A 15,489-nucleotide genomic window follows, 5' to 3' on the forward strand; every position below is an offset into this window, starting at 1 on the left:
CATGAAACCTTCGATGGCAATCAAGCCTCTGGTTTTCGCAATTGCTGCGGTCATGGCTGTTGCTGTACAAGCTGGACAAAGTGACGACCACCATAATGGCCACCACAATGGCCACAATAACAACGGTCAGCACACCCCTCCTCCAACCCGGATCCCTGTCTACGCGACTGCGAATGCGTGGGATACCCAAAGTAGTACCGATAACCGCATTAGCAACGCCGGGACTGTCAACAGTGCCGAGATGAATAACTCTGCTACAGGCACCAGCGGCAACGTCGGCGTCAACGTGGCTGGCGGCGACGGCAACCAACAAGACAACGCAGCCGCTATTGCAAACGCCGCAGCTGCCGCTCCTGATAATGCGTTCGTGTTCGGCACCGCCAGTGCCACGGCATCCGTCACCCAAACCAGCCGCAACAACCGGGTCGACAACTACGGCAGCCAAGCTACGGCTTCTATGAGCGGTTCGGCTAATGGCGGCAGCGGCAACATGGGCGTCAACGTGGCGGCCGGCGACCTGAACCAGCAGAAAAACACCATGGCCATTGCTAACACCAATGCTCCATTGGGTAACGCCACAGCCACCGCCTCTGCTACACAAACCGGCCCTGGCCTGACCGTTAATAACAATGCCGATCGGACCTACCGCGTCGATACGCTGACCTTTACCACCTCGGCCAGCGGCAGTAAAAACTATGCCAACGCAAGCGCAGCGTCCGGCAGTAAAAGCTCCTCATCGAGCTTTGACGTGAGCGGTTCGAAAAGCTTCGATGCCAGTGGTTCAAAAAGCTACGAGAAGAGCAGTTCTTCTAGCTCTAATTTGAATGCTTCGTTGAACGCTACGCTGGATGCTTCGGCTGCGGCTTCTCAAAATGCTGCCTGGGATAATGGCTATCACCATTCGGGTAGCAGCAGTTCGTCTTCCGACGCGTCTCTGAACGCATCGCTTGACGCCACGCTGGACGTATCGATCGATAAGTCGCACAACAAGTCGGGCAGTTCGTCGTTCGATAAGTCGTTCGATTCCTCGTTCGAAAAATCCGGCAGCAAGTCGCACCAATCCGAGTATGAAAAACAGAAAGCCTACGCTGAAAGCAGTTCATTTGATCTGAGCAACACCTACTCCTATCAAGTGCTGACTCCAACTGGCTGGGCCAACCCTGTAACCAACACTGCAACCCTGAGCGGTTCGGTGAACGGCGGCAGCGGCAACCTGGGTGTCAACGTGGCTGCTGGTGTGGGCAACCAACAAAGCAACTCGCTGGCCATTTCCAACAACTCGTTCTAATGGCTGTCTTTTGGGGCCCCCTCACGGGGGCCTTTTTCAACAACAACCAGAAGGCGTCCCACCATGCGCATCATCGCCTTGGCAATTTTGCTTTGCGTGGCCAGTGTGATCGAGGCTGCACAAATGCCGCTTTCCGTCCTTCCGGGCGGCGCGGTGGTGTACAAGCCGATCCAGAGCGTACGCGAGCGTAAATTTGCTGACCTGGTGCAACAGAAAACCGACTTCAGTTGCGGCGCCGCGGCGCTGGCAACCATCTTGCGCCAGGCCTATTGGCTTGACGTGAGTGAAAATCAAATCATTGAAGGCATGCTGGCCCACTCGGATCAAAATCTTGTCCGCGTCCAGGGCTTCTCCATGCTCGACATGAAGCACTACGTGGAAAGTATCGGCATGCGGGCCCGTGGCTACCGGGTGGCGACGGAAACGTTGAGCGAAATCAAAATCCCCGTAGTGGTCCTCATGGACATCCGTGGCTACAAGCATTTTGTGGTCTTGCAAAGAGTCCACCAAGGCTGGGTCTATATCGGCGATCCGGTACTCGGCCATAAACGTTACAGCGTCGACGACTTTGTCAAAGGCTGGAACGGCATCATCTTTGCCGTCATCGGCCAGGGCTACGACAAATCCAATGCGTTGCTCGAGCCCCCCCTGCCGCTGACTGCCAAAAACCGCCTCAACATGTTCAGCCCGGTGCAAGACGCGGAGTTGATGGATTTCGGATTCATCCAAAGCGACTTCTTCTAATAACAAGGGAGCATGAAGCTCCGGGAGCATCCAATGAAAACTTCAACCTGGCTGGCTGTGGTTTGCCTGGCCGCCAGCCTGCCAACCCAGGCAGAGACGTTCAAACCCATTGAACTGAAGGATCAGGAGTTGGCGACCCTGCGAGGCCGATTTGTCATGCCGGGACGTATCGTCAGTTTCGGCATTGTCATGACCAGCACTTGGCAGAATGCCGAAGGCCAGTTGATCGGGGCGACGTCCGCGATGCAAATTCAACAATCGACCATCAAACCCCAGTTCTATGTGTCGATGATTGACGAAAAACCTGCTGGCCAAACGAGTTCGCAAGGCTCCGGCTCCGGCGCAGGGACAGGCACCGTCACGGGCGGCGGCGGCCTCAACACGACAGAAGGCGTTACTCAAGTAGTACGTGCTGCCGGCGACAACAACACCGCCTACAACAACGTAGATATCAACGTCGCAAAAGCTAGCCAGGTCAACCCGTCATCCGCAACGCAACCGCAGGGTCAGGCATTGACCCCTGGAACGACGTTAGTGGGCAACAATGGTGCGGGCTCGCTCAGCGTTTCCTCAACCGGTAGTGGAGTTCAACTCAACATCGTGGCTAACAACAACCAGGGCAGCACCATGCAGCGCCTGGCCCAGGGTGGACTGATGCAGAACACGACTTTGCTCGGCAGTAGCAACCAGGTCCGCAACTTGACATCTCTCAATGTTGTGCTGCGTGACAACGTGCCGACAGCCGGATCCGTGAGCGGCAATCTGGACCAGCTCAAAGGTCTTCGCACTATCGGATTCTGATCTACGCTCAGTCTCATTCAGATCTAATCAGAAGGGACGGCTAACCCATGCACCGATCGTTAACGTTCAGAGCTATCGTCTGTTTGAGTAGCCTGACCCCGGCAACACTGCTCTACGCAGCACCGGACCCTCAGGTCGAAGCATTAAAACAAGAACTCACGGAGTTGAAACAGCGTTATGAAGCACAACAGAACGCGCTGATGGTACTTGAACAGCGCGTTCGCCAAGTCGAAGCAGCACCTGCGACACCGGCGCCCAAACGCCTGACCAAATCCCCGGCCGAGCCGGTCAAGAGTGGTCAGACGGTGGCCTCCGGTGCGCCAGGCACCACCGGCAGCTCATACGGCCAATCGCTCAAGGATGATTCTGAGCCTGCGCAAAGCGTCTCCAACCTGTATGACGAAGCCAGCGGCTTCTTCGGTGGCGGCAAGTTCAGCCTCGAAACCGGCGTGACCTACACGCACTACGACACGCGGGCATTAACGCTCAACGGCTTCCTGGCACTGGACTCGATTTTTCTCGGCAACATCAACCTCGACCGCATCAAGGCCGACAACTGGACCCTGGACCTGACGGGGCGCTACAACGTGGCACAACGTTGGCAGTTCGACATCAACGTCCCGATTGTTTATCGCGAATCGACGTATTCCTCCGGCGGCGCGGGTGGCGCAGGTCCGGTGACGTCGGACGCAACCGTGACCCGGGACCCGACCATCGGCGATATTAACGTCGGCGTTGCGTACAAGTTTCTGGATGAGTCGGCCAACTGGCCCGACGCGGTCGCGACACTGCGCGTCAAGGCCCCAACCGGCAAGGACCCTTACGGCATCAAGCTGGTCAGTGACCCGGCCAACGATAACCTCTCGGTACCCGAGGACTTGCCGACTGGCAATGGTGTCTGGGCGATCACGCCGGGGATCTCGCTGGTCAAGACCTTCGACCCTGCCGTGCTGTTCGGCACGTTGTCCTACACCTACAACATGCAGGACTCTTTCAGCGACATCAGCCCGCAGGTCGGCTCCAAAGTCAAAGGCGACGTGAAACTGGGCGATTCCTGGCAGGTTGGCGCCGGCATTGCGTTCGCGTTGAACGAGAAGATGAGTATGTCGTTCTCGGTCACCGATCAGTTCGCCCGCAAGAGCAAGATCAAGCCGGACGGTGGCGATTGGCAGTCGATTTCCAACAGCGATTACAACGCGGCCAACTTCAACATCGGCATGACCCTGGCCGCAACGGACAACCTGACGATCGTGCCCAACCTGGCCATAGGCCTGACCGAAGACTCGCCAGACTTTTCCTTCAGCCTGAAATTCCCGTACTACTTCTGATCCACAACGGCAAAGCCCCGCTGCGACTTCAATCGCAGCGGGGCTTTTTATTGGTGGGCCTTCGAAAGATCGCTCCTACAGGTACGCGCGGATTCCTTGTAGGAGCTGTCGAGGGAAACGAGGCTGCGATCTTTTGATCTTTGCGTCTAACGAATCTGATGCTTGTGCAACAACCGGTAGAACGTAGGCCTGGATATCCCCAAGACCTTGGCGGCGATGCTCAAATTGTCGCTGTGGCGGTTAAGTACGTCGCACAAGGCCTGGCGTTCAGCCCGGGTCTTGTAGTCTTCCAGCGTCCCCATCGGCGCGGCTATGGTTAGCTGGCTGATCAGCCCCAAGTCTCGCGCTTCGATCTGCCGGCCTTCGGCCAATACCAACCCGCGACGCACCCGGTTGGCCAGCTCGCGAACATTGCCCGGCCAGTCATGCTTGCCCATGGCAATCAGCGCATCTTCGCTGAAGCTGCGGGGGCGACGACCGGTTTCATGGCTATAGAAATGCGAAAAGTGGTTAGCCAGCATCGAGAGGTCGCCGTGGCGCTCACGTAGCGGCGCGGTGACTACTTGCAGAACGTTGAGGCGGTAGTACAAGTCTTCGCGAAAGCGTTTCTTCTCGATGGCGGCTTCAAGGTCGACGTGGGTCGCCGCCAATACCCGCACATCCACCGGAATCTGCTGGCTGCCGCCGACATGCTCGATGTGTTTTTCCTGGAGAAAGCGCAGCAGATTGGCTTGCAGCTCCAACGGCAGGTCGCCGATTTCATCGAGAAACAGCGTGCCGCCGTTTGCCGCCTCGATCCGCCCGATCTTGCGCTGATGCGCGCCGGTGAAGGCGCCTTTCTCGTGACCAAACAGTTCGGACTGGATTAAGTGTTCCGGAATGGCACCGCAGTTGATCGCCACGAAAGGTTTGCTGTGGCGCTGGGATTGTCGGTGCAGGGTGCGGGCGACCAGCTCTTTGCCGGTGCCGCTTTCGCCACGGATCAGTACCGGCGACTCGGTAGGCGCCAGTTTGCTCAGCAGCTTGCGCAGTTCGCGGATCGGCTTACTGTCACCGAGCAGCTCGTGTTCCGGCTGATCGATGTGAATCGTGCCCTGCCCGCGCAGTCGCGCCATGCCGAACGCGCGCCCCAGTGTCACCTGGACCCGGGCCACATCGAACGGCAAGGTGTGGAAGTCGAAAAACCATTCGCACACGAAGTCCCCGACGTTCTGCAAGCGCAGAACTTCCTGATCGAGCACCGCGATCCATTCGGTGCCGCTGCGGCTGATCAGTTCCTTGACGGCTTCGGGACGTTCCAGATGGAACGGCTGCAATCGCAAGAGACCGACATCGCATGTTCGGTCGGCGGCGTTTTCCAGCGTACAGCTGTCAACATCCCACCCAACAGAACGCAAACCCGGCAAAAGACGATGGCAATCGTCGCAAGGATCAACCACTAACAGACGTCGTAAGGCAGGCGCTTCGATCATGACTGTTCCTTGGCGCCAAATTTAAGGAAATATTATTAAAAACAGTCATTTGGCGGACCTGGCTGTAACATTAGCAAGAATTTGACAGGGCCTTGTATCAATTGCTTATAGGAGTGTTAACTGATTAGTTATAAGAACAGGCTTCGTTAGTTGCCTAACGACTTGAACCTTTCATTCAGCTTTCAATCACTGCCTGAACATTGAGTATATGAAAGAAAGTTGAATTTTCTTTGGATTGTGTGTGACCCGACCCCCTATTGAGGGCATCAGTACAAGTAACCAGCCGAACGGTAAGCCCAACCGACGGCATGTCACTTGATTGGGCATACAGAGAGAAAACCCCATGACCGCCCCGCTCCGTATCAACGAAGCTCTTTTGATTGCCGACCGCGCGTTCAAGCCATTTAAATGCGTGGCCTGGGCCCCACAAGACGGCAACGGTGAACTCAGCCTGAGTGTCATCGATCGCACCACCAACCGCATTGGCCGCGCGCAGATCCCCTGCAGCGCCTATTCCGATCCGGTACAACTTGAACACTTGCTGGAACAAGCGCGTAAAGCGTTGAGCGAAGATGGCTACACGCTGCAATCGTGGTCCATGCCGCATTAATTATTCCGCCGGATATACATTCCCTGTAGGAGCAAAGCTTGCTCGCGATGGCGCCCTCGAAATAGCCATCGCGAGCAAGCTTTGCTCCTACTGTGCTGTTAGCTCAATATCAACTGGGTCCAAAAGACACTGTTCTGGCACACAGCGACCCTCCGCCTGTTAGTTATGACAGTTGTGCGCTCATGCATTCAGGGATTGAATGTTTCGCACGCGCCGTCACCCGCCCGGTTACCGGGATCGGGTCGATTGGCAAGGAGATGCGTGCATGCCAACCCAGACCGCTTTTGCCCGCCCTGCCACCCTGAATCAAGCCGGGCATCTCGACCCTGATTTTGCCGCGGCGGGCAAAACCCAAGTGTATTTCGCCGGCAGCTCCTCCAGCATGGCCAACGGTATCGCCATCGACGCGGATGGCCGTTTGTTGGTCGCGGCCAAGGTCGGCACCCACGGCGGCAGCCGCTTCGGTCTGGCCCGTCTGCTGGAAAATGGCTCGGCGGACCTGTCCTTCGGCAATCAGGGCAGCCTGATCGGGCAGTTCGCGCTGGGTTTCGAGGCCATGGCCAGCAAAGTCCATGTCCTGCCCTGCGGTTCGATCCTGCTGGCCGGCCTGCATTACGAAAACGCGCATCGCACCTTGCCCGCCCTGGCGCTGTTCAACCCCGATGGTCAACGGGTTCGAGACTTTGGCGACGACGGCCGCCTGGTGGTGCGGCTACCGGGCGACCTGTCCCGAGGCTTGCGTGACGACTGGTTGCCACCTGGTGTGCCGGGCGCCGAAGCCTGTGATATCTGCGTGCAGGAGGACGGGCGGATCCTGCTGCTGGCCAATCATCATTTCGAACTGGCCGATCACGCCGGCCTGCTGATCCGCCTCAACACCGATGGCACACTGGACAACGATTTCAACGGCCGTGGTTTCGTCGTGGTCAGGCATCTGCTGATGAATACCTGGCTCGGCAGCCTGATGGTGCAACGGGACGGACGAATCCTCGCCGGCGGTGCGATCAATTTCCCCGGGGAAGGCTTGCTGGCGCGCTACCACGTCGATGGCACGCTGGATAACAGCTTCGCCGTGGATGGCTTCATGACTTTCCAGGCCCAGGGACGCAGCGCGCTGATCAGCCAGATCGTCCAGCAGGCCAATGGCGACTTGCATTGTTTTGGCAGCAGCCGTGACCCGATGCACTGCCTGTCACTCAAACTGCACAGCAACGGGCGCCCGGATAATCATTGCAATGGCGGCCAGCCGCAGCACCTGGAAATCGGCCACACCGCCAGCCAATGGACCGCCGCCCAGGTTCAGCCCGATGGCAGCGTGCTGGCCGTGGGGGCCACCGTCGGCGGTATCGAAGCCGACTTCATCCTCGCCCGTTATTTGCCCCAAGGGCAGCTGGATCGCAGCTTCGCCAATGGCATCGGTTGGGTGCGCACTCGTCTGGGCCGCAGCCTCGACACCGCCACTTCCCTGGCCGTGCAGGCCAACGGCCGAATCGTCGTCGGCGGTTACTCACTGGACGGCAATTACCGCGCGGTGGTGGCGCGCTACCTCGCCTGACAAGCGGCGGCGCTTGATCTTCCCTGCCCCTTGCGGCAAGTTGCGCGCTTCTTAATACAAGGAGTAGCCGATGTCCGGTTCGATAACCCAGGCGTTCGCGCATAACTTTCTCGGGCACTCTCCCCGCTGGTACAAAGCAAGCATTGTCGGTTTTCTGATACTGAACGCCCTGGTGTTGTGGACGGTCGGGCCGATAGCGGCCGGATGGCTGCTGGTCCTGGAGTTCATCTTCACCCTGGCCATGGCACTCAAGTGTTATCCGCTGATGCCCGGCGGATTGCTGTTGATCGAAGCGCTGCTGCTGAAGATGACCACGCCCCAGGCGCTGTATGACGAGCTGGTGCACAACTTCCCGGTGATCCTGCTGCTGATGTTCATGGTGGCCGGCATCTATTTCATGAAAGACCTGCTGCTGTTTCTGTTCTCGCGCCTGTTGCTCGGGGTTCGCTCCAAGGCGCTGCTGGCGTTGCTGTTTTGTTTTCTGTCGGCCTTCCTCTCGGCGTTTCTCGATGCCTTGACTGTCACGGCGGTGATCATCAGCGCGGCCGTGGGGTTTTACTCGGTGTATCACCGCGTCGCCTCGGGCAATGATCCGCGCAAGGACAGCGCCTTCAGCGACGATAAGCACCTGCCGACACTGCATTACCAAGACCTCGAGCAGTTCCGCGCGTTCCTGCGCAGCCTGCTGATGCATGGCGCCGTGGGTACCGCGCTGGGCGGCGTGTGTACGCTGGTCGGTGAGCCGCAGAACCTGTTGATCGGCCACGAGATGGGTTGGCATTTCGCCGAGTTCTTCCTCAAGGTCGCCCCGGTTTCCCTGCCGGTGCTGGCCGCCGGCCTGGTGACCTGCGTGCTGCTGGAGAAGCTGCGCTGGTTCGGTTACGGCCCCCTGCTGCCGGACAACGTACGTGCGGTGCTGGCCAACTACGCCGCCGAAGACAACGCCGAACGCACCTCGCGCCAGCGCGCGGCGCTGCTGGTACAGGGCGCGGCGGCGTTGATCCTGATTGCCGGGCTGGCGTTTCATATCGCCGAAGTCGGGCTGATCGGTTTGATGGTGATCGTGTTGATCACCGCGTTCACCGGCATCACCGAGGAACACCACATCGGCAACGCCTTTAAAGACGCTATGCCGTTTACCGCGCTGCTGGTGGTGTTCTTCGCCGTGGTCGCGGTGATTCATGACCAGCAACTGTTCACGCCATTGATCCAGTGGGTGCTGGCCCTGCCGGCGGATCAACAGCCGGGCATGCTGTTTATCGCCAATGGCCTGTTGTCGGCGATCAGCGATAACGTGTTTGTCGCAACGATCTACATCACTGAAGTGAAACAGGCATTCATCTCCGGCCACATGAGCCGCGAGCATTTCGAGACGCTGGCGATTGCGATCAACACCGGGACCAATCTGCCCAGCGTCGCGACGCCCAATGGCCAGGCGGCGTTTCTGTTTCTGCTGACGTCGGCGATTGCACCGCTGATTCGGTTGTCTTACGGGCGGATGGTGTGGATGGCGTTGCCATATACGGTGGTGCTGGGAGGGTTGGGGTGGTATGCGGTGAGTTTCTGGCTGTAACACCACGGTGATCGTTCCCACGCGCTGCGTGGGAATGCCTCAAGGGACGCTCCGCGTTCCAATGGGACGCGGAGCGTCCCAGGCTGCATTCCCACGCAGAGCGTGGGAACGATCATTACGCGGGACGGAGGATGTATTGCTCGATGGCTTGGGCCGCGCCATCTTCGGTGTTGGCGCCGGTCACCACATCGGCCTGGCGTTTCACCGCCTCTTCCGCCTGGCCCATGGCAATCGACAACCCGGCACGATGGAACATCGCCGGGTCATTGCCGCCGTCGCCCAGTGCCGCAGTCTGCTCCAGCGGCACGCCGAGGAACCCGGCCAGTGTCGCCAGCGCATCCCCTTTGTTGGCTTGCATCGCCGTCACGTCGAGGTAAATCGGCTGTGAGCGGGAGACTTGCGCCTGGCCTTCCACTTTCGGCAGCAGAAGCGCTTCCAGCTCGATCAACAAGTCCGTGTTGTTGCTGGTGGCGACGATCTTGTCGATCCGCTCCAGGTACGGTTCAAAACTCTCGACCACCACCGGCGGATAACCCAGACCGTGCTGTTCTCGAGGAACCATCGGACCGTGCGGGTCTTTCAACAGCCAATCGCCACCGCTGAACACCCAGATTTCGATGTCCGGCCGGTCGGCAAACAGTGCCAGCGCGGTCAGTGCGGCCGTCGCCGGCAAGTAATGCGCAACCAGCAAACTGCCGTCCGGATTGACGATGGTGCCGCCATTGAACGCCGCGGTCGGCAGATCAACGCCCAGGGCTTCGATCTGCTGCAACATGGCTTTCGGCGGACGGCCGGTGGCCAGGCTGAACAGCACGCCGGCCTCGCGCAGTGCGCGGACCGCGTCGATGGTGCGCTGGCTCAGGCTGTGATCGGGCAGCAGCAAGGTGCCGTCCATGTCGCTGAGCAGAAATCGGATGGGTTGTTGCGTAGCGTCACTCATCCGAGGCTGTGCCAGACGCGACCATCGCGGGCCAGCAGGTCCTCGGCGGCTTGTGGGCCGTCTTCACCGGCCGGGTAGCTCTGCACGCTCGCATCCTGCTGCCAGGCGTCGAGGAACGGCTGCACGGCGCGCCAGCCGTTCTCGATGTTGTCAGCGCGCTGGAACAGCGTCTGATCGCCTGTCAGGCAATCGTAGATCAGGGTTTCGTAGCCAGTGGACGGTTGCATCTCGAAGAAGTCCTTGTAGGCGAACCCCAACTCGATGTTGGCCATTTTCAACGCCGGCCCCGGCCGCTTGGCCAGCAGGTCGAACCACATGCCTTCGTTGGGCTGGATCTGGATCCGCAGGTAGGTCGGCTGCAACTCGTCGACCTCGGTGTCGCGAAACTGCGCGTACGGCGCCGGCTTGAAGCAGATGACGATCTCGGTGTCGCGCACGCTCATGCGCTTGCCGGTGCGCAGGTAGAACGGCACGCCGACCCAGCGCCAGTTGTCGATCATCACTTTCAGCGCGACGTAGGTTTCGGTGTTGCTGTCAGGCGCGACGTTGCCTTCCTGGCGGTAACCGGCCAGTGGCTTGCCATCGACTTCGCCGGCAGCGTATTGCCCACGTACCGAGTTGGCCCGCGCATCTTCGACGGACCAGGGGCGGATCGCACCGACCACCTTGGCCTTCTCACCGCGCACCGCATCGGCGCCAAACGCGGCCGGCGGTTCCATGGCGACCATCGCCAGCAACTGGAACAGGTGATTGGGCACCATGTCCCGCAGGGCGCCGGTGTGTTCGTAAAAACTGCCACGGGTTTCCACGCCAACGGTTTCGGCGGCGGTGATTTGCACGTGGTCGATGTAATGGTTGTTCCAGAACGCTTCGAACAGGCTGTTGGAGAACCGGCTGACCAGAATGTTCTGCACGGTTTCCTTGCCCAGGTAGTGGTCGATCCGGTAGATCTGCTTCTCCGACATGACCTTGAGCAAGCACGCGTTCAAGGCTTCGGCGGTTTGCAGGTCGGAGCCGAACGGTTTTTCGATCACCACCCTTCTGAAGCCTTCGGGCGTCTCTTCCAGCAAACCGGCGCTGCCGAGGCGGCGCACCACTTCACTGAAGAAACGCGGTGCGGTGGCCAGGTAGAACACCGCATTGCCCGTGCCGCTGTCGGCGATTTTCGCCGCCAGCGCTTGATAAGTGCTGTCGTCCAGGAAGTCGCCCTGGACGTAGCTGATGCCTTTGGCGAGCTTGGCCCACAAGGTCGGGTCAAGGGCTTCATCGCCCTTGCCGACCTTGGCGGCCGCTTCGGTGCGAATGAAGTCTTCGAGCTTTTGCGCGAAGGCTTCATCGCTGATGGCGTTGTGGTCAACGCCGATGATCCGCAGTCCATCGCCCAGCAGGCCATCGCGACTGAGGTTGTACAGGGCCGGCATCAACAGACGCTTGACCAGGTCACCATGGGCACCGAACAGGAACAGCGTGGTCGGTGGTGCGGGTTCTGCCTTGGATTTCCTGCGGATCGTGTTGGTCATTTTTTCGGAGTCTCCACATGGCCGCCGAAGCCGAAACGCTGGGCCGAGAGGATTTTGTCGCCAAAGGTGCCCTGGCCGCGCGAGCGGTAGCGCGAGAACAGCGAGTTCGACAGCACCGGTACCGGCACCGCTTGTTCCATGGCAGCTTCGATGGTCCAGCGACCTTCACCGCTGTCGGCCACTTCGCCCGAATAGCCGTCAAGCTTCGGATCGCTGGCCAAGGCGTCGGCGGTCAGGTCGAGCAACCACGAGGACACCACGCTGCCACGACGCCAGACTTCGGCGATGTCGGCCACATTCAGGTCGAAACGCTGGTCTTGCGGCAGGATCTCGCTGGATTTGGTCTTGAGAATGTCGAAGCCTTCGGCGAAGGCCTGCATCATTCCGTATTCGATGCCGTTGTGGATCATCTTCACGAAGTGACCCGAACCTGCAGGGCCGGCGTGGATGTAGCCGCGTTCGGCACGATCGTCTTCGGACTTGCGGTCCTTGGTGCGCGGGATGTCACCCAGGCCCGGCGCCAGACTTTCGAACAGCGGATCGAGGCGCGTGACGGTCTCGGCGTCGCCGCCGATCATCATGCAGTAGCCGCGCTCCAGGCCCCAGACGCCGCCGGAGGTGCCGACGTCGATGTAGTGCAGGCCTTTCTCCGCCAGGGTTTTCGCCCGGCGAATGTCATCTTTATAGAACGTGTTGCCGCCGTCGATGATGGTGTCACCGGCTTCGAGCAGGTTGCTCAGGGTGTCGATGGTGTCTTCGGTCGGTGCGCCGGCCGGCAACATGACCCAGACCGCACGCGGCTTGGCCAGGCCGGCGACCAGTGCAGGCAGGTCGGCAACGCCGGTGGAGCCTTCTTTTGCCAGGTTCTCGACGAAGGCGGTATTGCGGTCGTAAACAACGGTGGTATGCCCGTTGAGCATCAGGCGCCGCGCAATATTCCCGCCCATGCGGCCCAGTCCAATAATCCCGAGTTGCATGTGCTGATGCTCCTTACTACAAATAATGTGTGTCAAAGGTTATAGCCCAACGCGACTAATGTGGGTTAGTCCAGAGCGCCGGGATGAAGTTTCCGGGCATTGTGCCCGATCCTGATTGATAACGTCGGGAATCGTGCTGAAGACACACCGACCATTAAAAATAAAAAAGTTCCATTCACAGGCAAAAGAAATCAAAATCGGCGCCGATAGTGAGGGTGTCGCTCGCAAGAACGACACAACCACAGTTGAAGCAGGCCATTTGCGAGGTGAGCAATGGACACAATCGTTACCGCACGTCCCCCACAAACTCTCTACGTCACGATCCGTCGTGATGAATTGCGCCAATTGAAAGACGAGCGTGACACCTTGAAACACCAGGTGGCCCAGCTCCGGCAATTGTTGCAGCAACAGGCTCAGCTGTCCGGGCAAGCGATGCCCGCGTTGAACGCCTGATTTCCGGCAACACCTCTGCCTTGTGGCGAGGGGGCTTGCCCCCGTTGGGGCGCGAAGCGGCCCCCTCTTTCCCGGTATCGCCAATAAAGCTAAGGACTGCTGAGCAGTCCGACGGGGGCAAGCCCCCTCGCCACAGCCCCCCCTCGCCACAGCAAACCCCCTCGCCACATAAATCTTCTCCTGATCAGTAAAAATAGCGACCTGTTACCTGTCGTGCACCTGAACAAAACTCACAAAGTTTTCACATCTGCCTAGCGATACTTCGCGTCCTTGTGGCTGTTCGGTTCTCGGACAGTGGTGTCTCGTGGGTTTCGTTTGATGACGCCGGTGGCTTGCTGATGCCGGTGGGAGTTCTGAATGGCAGTGTTCAAACGCAGCAAAACGTCTGCGACAGGTTTCGATTGGGCCGGGTTCCTCTGGCTATTTGTGTTCTTCTGGTATTTTTCCGGCATTACGCAACTGCTGATCCAGTTGACGGGCACCTCCGGCTTCACCGGTTTTCGCCAGGCCTTCGTGATGAGCGCCGTGTGGCTCGCACCGATGCTGCTGTTCCCCAAACGTACCCGCCTGCTGGCCGCGCTGATCGGCGTCGTGCTGTGGGCCTGCTCGATGGCCAGCCTGGGCTACTTCTTCATCTATCAGCAGGAATTTTCCCAGAGCGTCATCTTCATCATGTTCGAGTCGAACATCTCTGAAGCCGGCGAGTACATGACCCAGTACTTTGCCTGGTGGATGGTGTTCGCGTTCCTCGCCCACACGGCGTTCGCCTACTTCCTCTGGACCCGCCTGCGCCCGGTGTACATGCCCCGTGGCCGCGCGCTGATCGCCGCGACCGCGATTCTGGTGGCCGTGGTCGGTTATCCGCTGATCAAGCAAACCGCGCGTACCGGCAGTTTTGCCGGCGGTTTCGAGAAGTTCGAAACCCGCATCGAGCCGGCAGTGCCTTGGCAGATGGCCGTGGCGTATCACCGATACCTCGACACCCTGGCCGGCATGCAAGACATGCTCGACAGTGCAAGCAAGATCGCGCCGCTGAAAAGCCTCAAGAACACCATGGCCGACCAGCCGTCGACCCTGGTGCTGGTGATCGGCGAGTCCACCAACCGTCAGCGCATGAGCCTGTACGGTTACAACCGGGACACCACCCCGGAGCTGGACAAGCTCAAGGATCAACTGGCGATCTTCAATAACGTCATCACCCCGCGCCCCTACACCATCGAGGCGTTGCAGCAGGTACTGACCTTCGCCGACGAAGAAAACCCGGACCTGTACCTCTCGACGCCGTCGCTGGTCAGCATGATGAAACAGGCGGGCTACAAGACCTTCTGGATCACCAACCAGCAGACCATGACCAAGCGCAACACCATGCTCACCACGTTCTCCGAACAGGCCGACGAGCAGGTGTACCTGAACAACAACCGCAACCAGAACGCCGCCCAGTACGATGGCGACGTGATCGAGCCGTTCAACAAGGCTCTGACGGATCCGGCGGCGCACAAGTTGATCGTTGTGCATTTGCTCGGCACGCACATGAGCTACCAGTACCGCTACCCGCCAACCTTCGACAAGTTCAAGGACCGCGCCGGGGTTCCGGCCGGTGTACACGATGCCGAAGTGCCGACCTACAACAGCTATGACAACGCGGTGCTGTACAACGACTTCGTGGTGTCGAGCCTGATCAAGGATTACGCCAAGGCAGACCCTAACGGCTTCCTGATGTACCTCTCCGACCACGGCGAAGACGTGTTCGACTCGCCGGGCCACAGCACCCTGGGTCGTAACGAGAACAAGCCGACGGCGCCGATGTACACCATTCCGTTCATGGCCTGGGCTTCGCCGAAATGGCGTGAAACCCACGACTGGAATTTTGCCGCCGACCTGAGCCGCTCTTACAGCAGCTCGCAGTTGATCCACACCTGGGCCGACCTGGCCGGGCTGAGCTTCGATGAACTGGACCGCAGCAAAAGCCTGGTCAGCGACAGCTTCAAGCCACGGCCGCTGTTGATCGGCAACCCGTATGAACGCCAGGAACGTCCGCTGATCGATTTCAGCTTGATGAAGCCAAAGGCTGCGGTTGTCGAAGAACCGGCCGTGGTCAAGCAATAACCCCGCAACCTCCTGTAGGAGCGAAGCTTGCTCGCGAAGACGTCAGCACATTCACTACGGATGCTGCCTGACACACCGCTTTCGCGAGCAAGCTTGTTGTGGCTCAATGTTTTTGGACCATG

Annotated in this window: 13 protein-coding genes; 9 read left to right on the top strand and 4 right to left on the bottom strand. The window is 59.3% G+C overall.

The window, feature by feature from the left end; translation table 11 throughout:
• Position 1: 1 nt before the first annotated feature.
• The 4 genes from ACY4LX_RS19310 (at position 2) to ACY4LX_RS19325 (ending at position 4,161) form a co-directional block, all read left to right on the top strand.
• Positions 2-1,288: a heme utilization protein gene (locus ACY4LX_RS19310; protein ID WP_463257472.1), complete on the top strand. Its 1,287-nt coding sequence runs from the start codon at positions 2-4 to the stop codon at positions 1,286-1,288.
• A gap of 63 nt (positions 1,289-1,351) precedes the next feature.
• Positions 1,352-2,032, top strand: a complete 681-nt coding sequence (locus tag ACY4LX_RS19315) for a C39 family peptidase (RefSeq protein WP_149661603.1) — start codon at positions 1,352-1,354, stop codon at positions 2,030-2,032.
• Positions 2,033-2,065: 33 nt separating this feature from the next.
• The gene (locus tag ACY4LX_RS19320; RefSeq protein ID WP_149661602.1) at positions 2,066-2,833 is read left to right on the top strand and encodes a hypothetical protein; all 768 of its coding nucleotides are present in this window, start codon (positions 2,066-2,068) and stop codon (positions 2,831-2,833) included.
• Between the two features lie 47 nt (positions 2,834-2,880).
• Positions 2,881-4,161 carry a coiled-coil domain-containing protein gene (locus tag ACY4LX_RS19325; protein ID WP_463257473.1) on the top strand — a complete coding sequence of 427 codons (1,281 nt, stop codon included), beginning with the start codon at positions 2,881-2,883 and terminating at the stop codon, positions 4,159-4,161.
• Between the two features lie 146 nt (positions 4,162-4,307).
• On the opposite strand, the gene ACY4LX_RS19330 is transcribed toward ACY4LX_RS19325, so the two are convergent.
• Positions 4,308-5,633 carry a sigma-54 dependent transcriptional regulator gene (locus ACY4LX_RS19330; RefSeq protein ID WP_149661600.1) on the bottom strand — a complete coding sequence of 442 codons (1,326 nt, stop codon included), beginning with the start codon at positions 5,631-5,633 and terminating at the stop codon, positions 4,308-4,310.
• Positions 5,634-5,976: 343 nt separating this feature from the next.
• On the opposite strand from ACY4LX_RS19330, the gene ACY4LX_RS19335 reads away from it, so the two are divergent.
• From ACY4LX_RS19335 to nhaB, 3 genes are all read left to right on the top strand, one after another.
• Complete coding sequence (locus ACY4LX_RS19335; RefSeq protein ID WP_463257474.1) at positions 5,977-6,243, top strand: hypothetical protein; 267 nt, start codon at positions 5,977-5,979, stop codon at positions 6,241-6,243.
• Between the two features lie 265 nt (positions 6,244-6,508).
• Positions 6,509-7,798: an NHL repeat-containing protein gene (locus ACY4LX_RS19340; RefSeq protein WP_463257475.1), complete on the top strand. Its 1,290-nt coding sequence runs from the start codon at positions 6,509-6,511 to the stop codon at positions 7,796-7,798.
• 70 nt (positions 7,799-7,868) lie between these two features.
• A complete protein-coding gene (gene nhaB / locus ACY4LX_RS19345) occupies positions 7,869-9,371 on the top strand; it encodes a sodium/proton antiporter NhaB (RefSeq protein WP_463257476.1) in 1,503 nt (500 codons plus the stop codon).
• Between the two features lie 115 nt (positions 9,372-9,486).
• Here nhaB and ACY4LX_RS19350 read toward each other — a convergent pair whose 3' ends face one another.
• Genes ACY4LX_RS19350 through gnd form a run of 3 tightly spaced genes read right to left on the bottom strand, consistent with a single transcriptional unit; the run spans position 9,487 to position 12,808 of the window.
• Positions 9,487-10,311: an HAD family hydrolase gene (locus ACY4LX_RS19350; RefSeq protein WP_463257477.1), complete on the bottom strand. Its 825-nt coding sequence runs from the start codon at positions 10,309-10,311 to the stop codon at positions 9,487-9,489.
• The gene (gene zwf / locus ACY4LX_RS19355; RefSeq protein WP_463257478.1) at positions 10,308-11,831 is read right to left on the bottom strand and encodes a glucose-6-phosphate dehydrogenase; all 1,524 of its coding nucleotides are present in this window, start codon (positions 11,829-11,831) and stop codon (positions 10,308-10,310) included. The genes ACY4LX_RS19350 and zwf overlap by 4 nt, the downstream gene beginning before the upstream one ends.
• Complete coding sequence (gene gnd / locus ACY4LX_RS19360) at positions 11,828-12,808, bottom strand: phosphogluconate dehydrogenase (NAD(+)-dependent, decarboxylating) (protein ID WP_149661594.1); 981 nt, start codon at positions 12,806-12,808, stop codon at positions 11,828-11,830. The genes zwf and gnd overlap by 4 nt, the downstream gene beginning before the upstream one ends.
• 273 nt (positions 12,809-13,081) lie before the next feature.
• Between gnd and ACY4LX_RS19365 the strand changes: the two genes are divergently transcribed.
• Both ACY4LX_RS19365 and ACY4LX_RS19370 read left to right on the top strand, forming a co-directional pair.
• Positions 13,082-13,261 (top strand): DUF6026 family protein, encoded by a 180-nt coding sequence (locus ACY4LX_RS19365; protein ID WP_133839677.1) that lies wholly within the window; start codon positions 13,082-13,084, stop codon positions 13,259-13,261.
• Between the two features lie 357 nt (positions 13,262-13,618).
• The gene (locus ACY4LX_RS19370; protein WP_463257479.1) at positions 13,619-15,367 is read left to right on the top strand and encodes a phosphoethanolamine transferase CptA; all 1,749 of its coding nucleotides are present in this window, start codon (positions 13,619-13,621) and stop codon (positions 15,365-15,367) included.
• Positions 15,368-15,489 lie beyond the last annotated feature (122 nt).

Source organism: Pseudomonas sp. Emmai (assembly GCF_055179735.1).

What these genes read in the sequence shown, in the direction of transcription:
- ACY4LX_RS19340 (WP_463257475.1), top strand. Translation starts at nt 6,509, where the DNA reads ATGCCAACCCAGACCGCTTTTGCCCGCCCTGCCACCCTGAATCAAGCC.
- gnd (WP_149661594.1), bottom strand. Translation starts at nt 12,808, where the DNA reads ATGCAACTCGGGATTATTGGACTGGGCCGCATGGGCGGGAATATTGCG.
- ACY4LX_RS19335 (WP_463257474.1), top strand. Translation starts at nt 5,977, where the DNA reads ATGACCGCCCCGCTCCGTATCAACGAAGCTCTTTTGATTGCCGACCGC.
- ACY4LX_RS19330 (WP_149661600.1), bottom strand. Translation starts at nt 5,633, where the DNA reads ATGATCGAAGCGCCTGCCTTACGACGTCTGTTAGTGGTTGATCCTTGC.
- ACY4LX_RS19310 (WP_463257472.1), top strand. Translation starts at nt 2, where the DNA reads ATGAAACCTTCGATGGCAATCAAGCCTCTGGTTTTCGCAATTGCTGCG.
- ACY4LX_RS19325 (WP_463257473.1), top strand. Translation starts at nt 2,881, where the DNA reads ATGCACCGATCGTTAACGTTCAGAGCTATCGTCTGTTTGAGTAGCCTG.
- zwf (WP_463257478.1), bottom strand. Translation starts at nt 11,831, where the DNA reads ATGACCAACACGATCCGCAGGAAATCCAAGGCAGAACCCGCACCACCG.
- ACY4LX_RS19350 (WP_463257477.1), bottom strand. Translation starts at nt 10,311, where the DNA reads ATGAGTGACGCTACGCAACAACCCATCCGATTTCTGCTCAGCGACATG.
- nhaB (WP_463257476.1), top strand. Translation starts at nt 7,869, where the DNA reads ATGTCCGGTTCGATAACCCAGGCGTTCGCGCATAACTTTCTCGGGCAC.
- ACY4LX_RS19365 (WP_133839677.1), top strand. Translation starts at nt 13,082, where the DNA reads ATGGACACAATCGTTACCGCACGTCCCCCACAAACTCTCTACGTCACG.
- ACY4LX_RS19370 (WP_463257479.1), top strand. Translation starts at nt 13,619, where the DNA reads ATGGCAGTGTTCAAACGCAGCAAAACGTCTGCGACAGGTTTCGATTGG.
- ACY4LX_RS19315 (WP_149661603.1), top strand. Translation starts at nt 1,352, where the DNA reads ATGCGCATCATCGCCTTGGCAATTTTGCTTTGCGTGGCCAGTGTGATC.
- ACY4LX_RS19320 (WP_149661602.1), top strand. Translation starts at nt 2,066, where the DNA reads ATGAAAACTTCAACCTGGCTGGCTGTGGTTTGCCTGGCCGCCAGCCTG.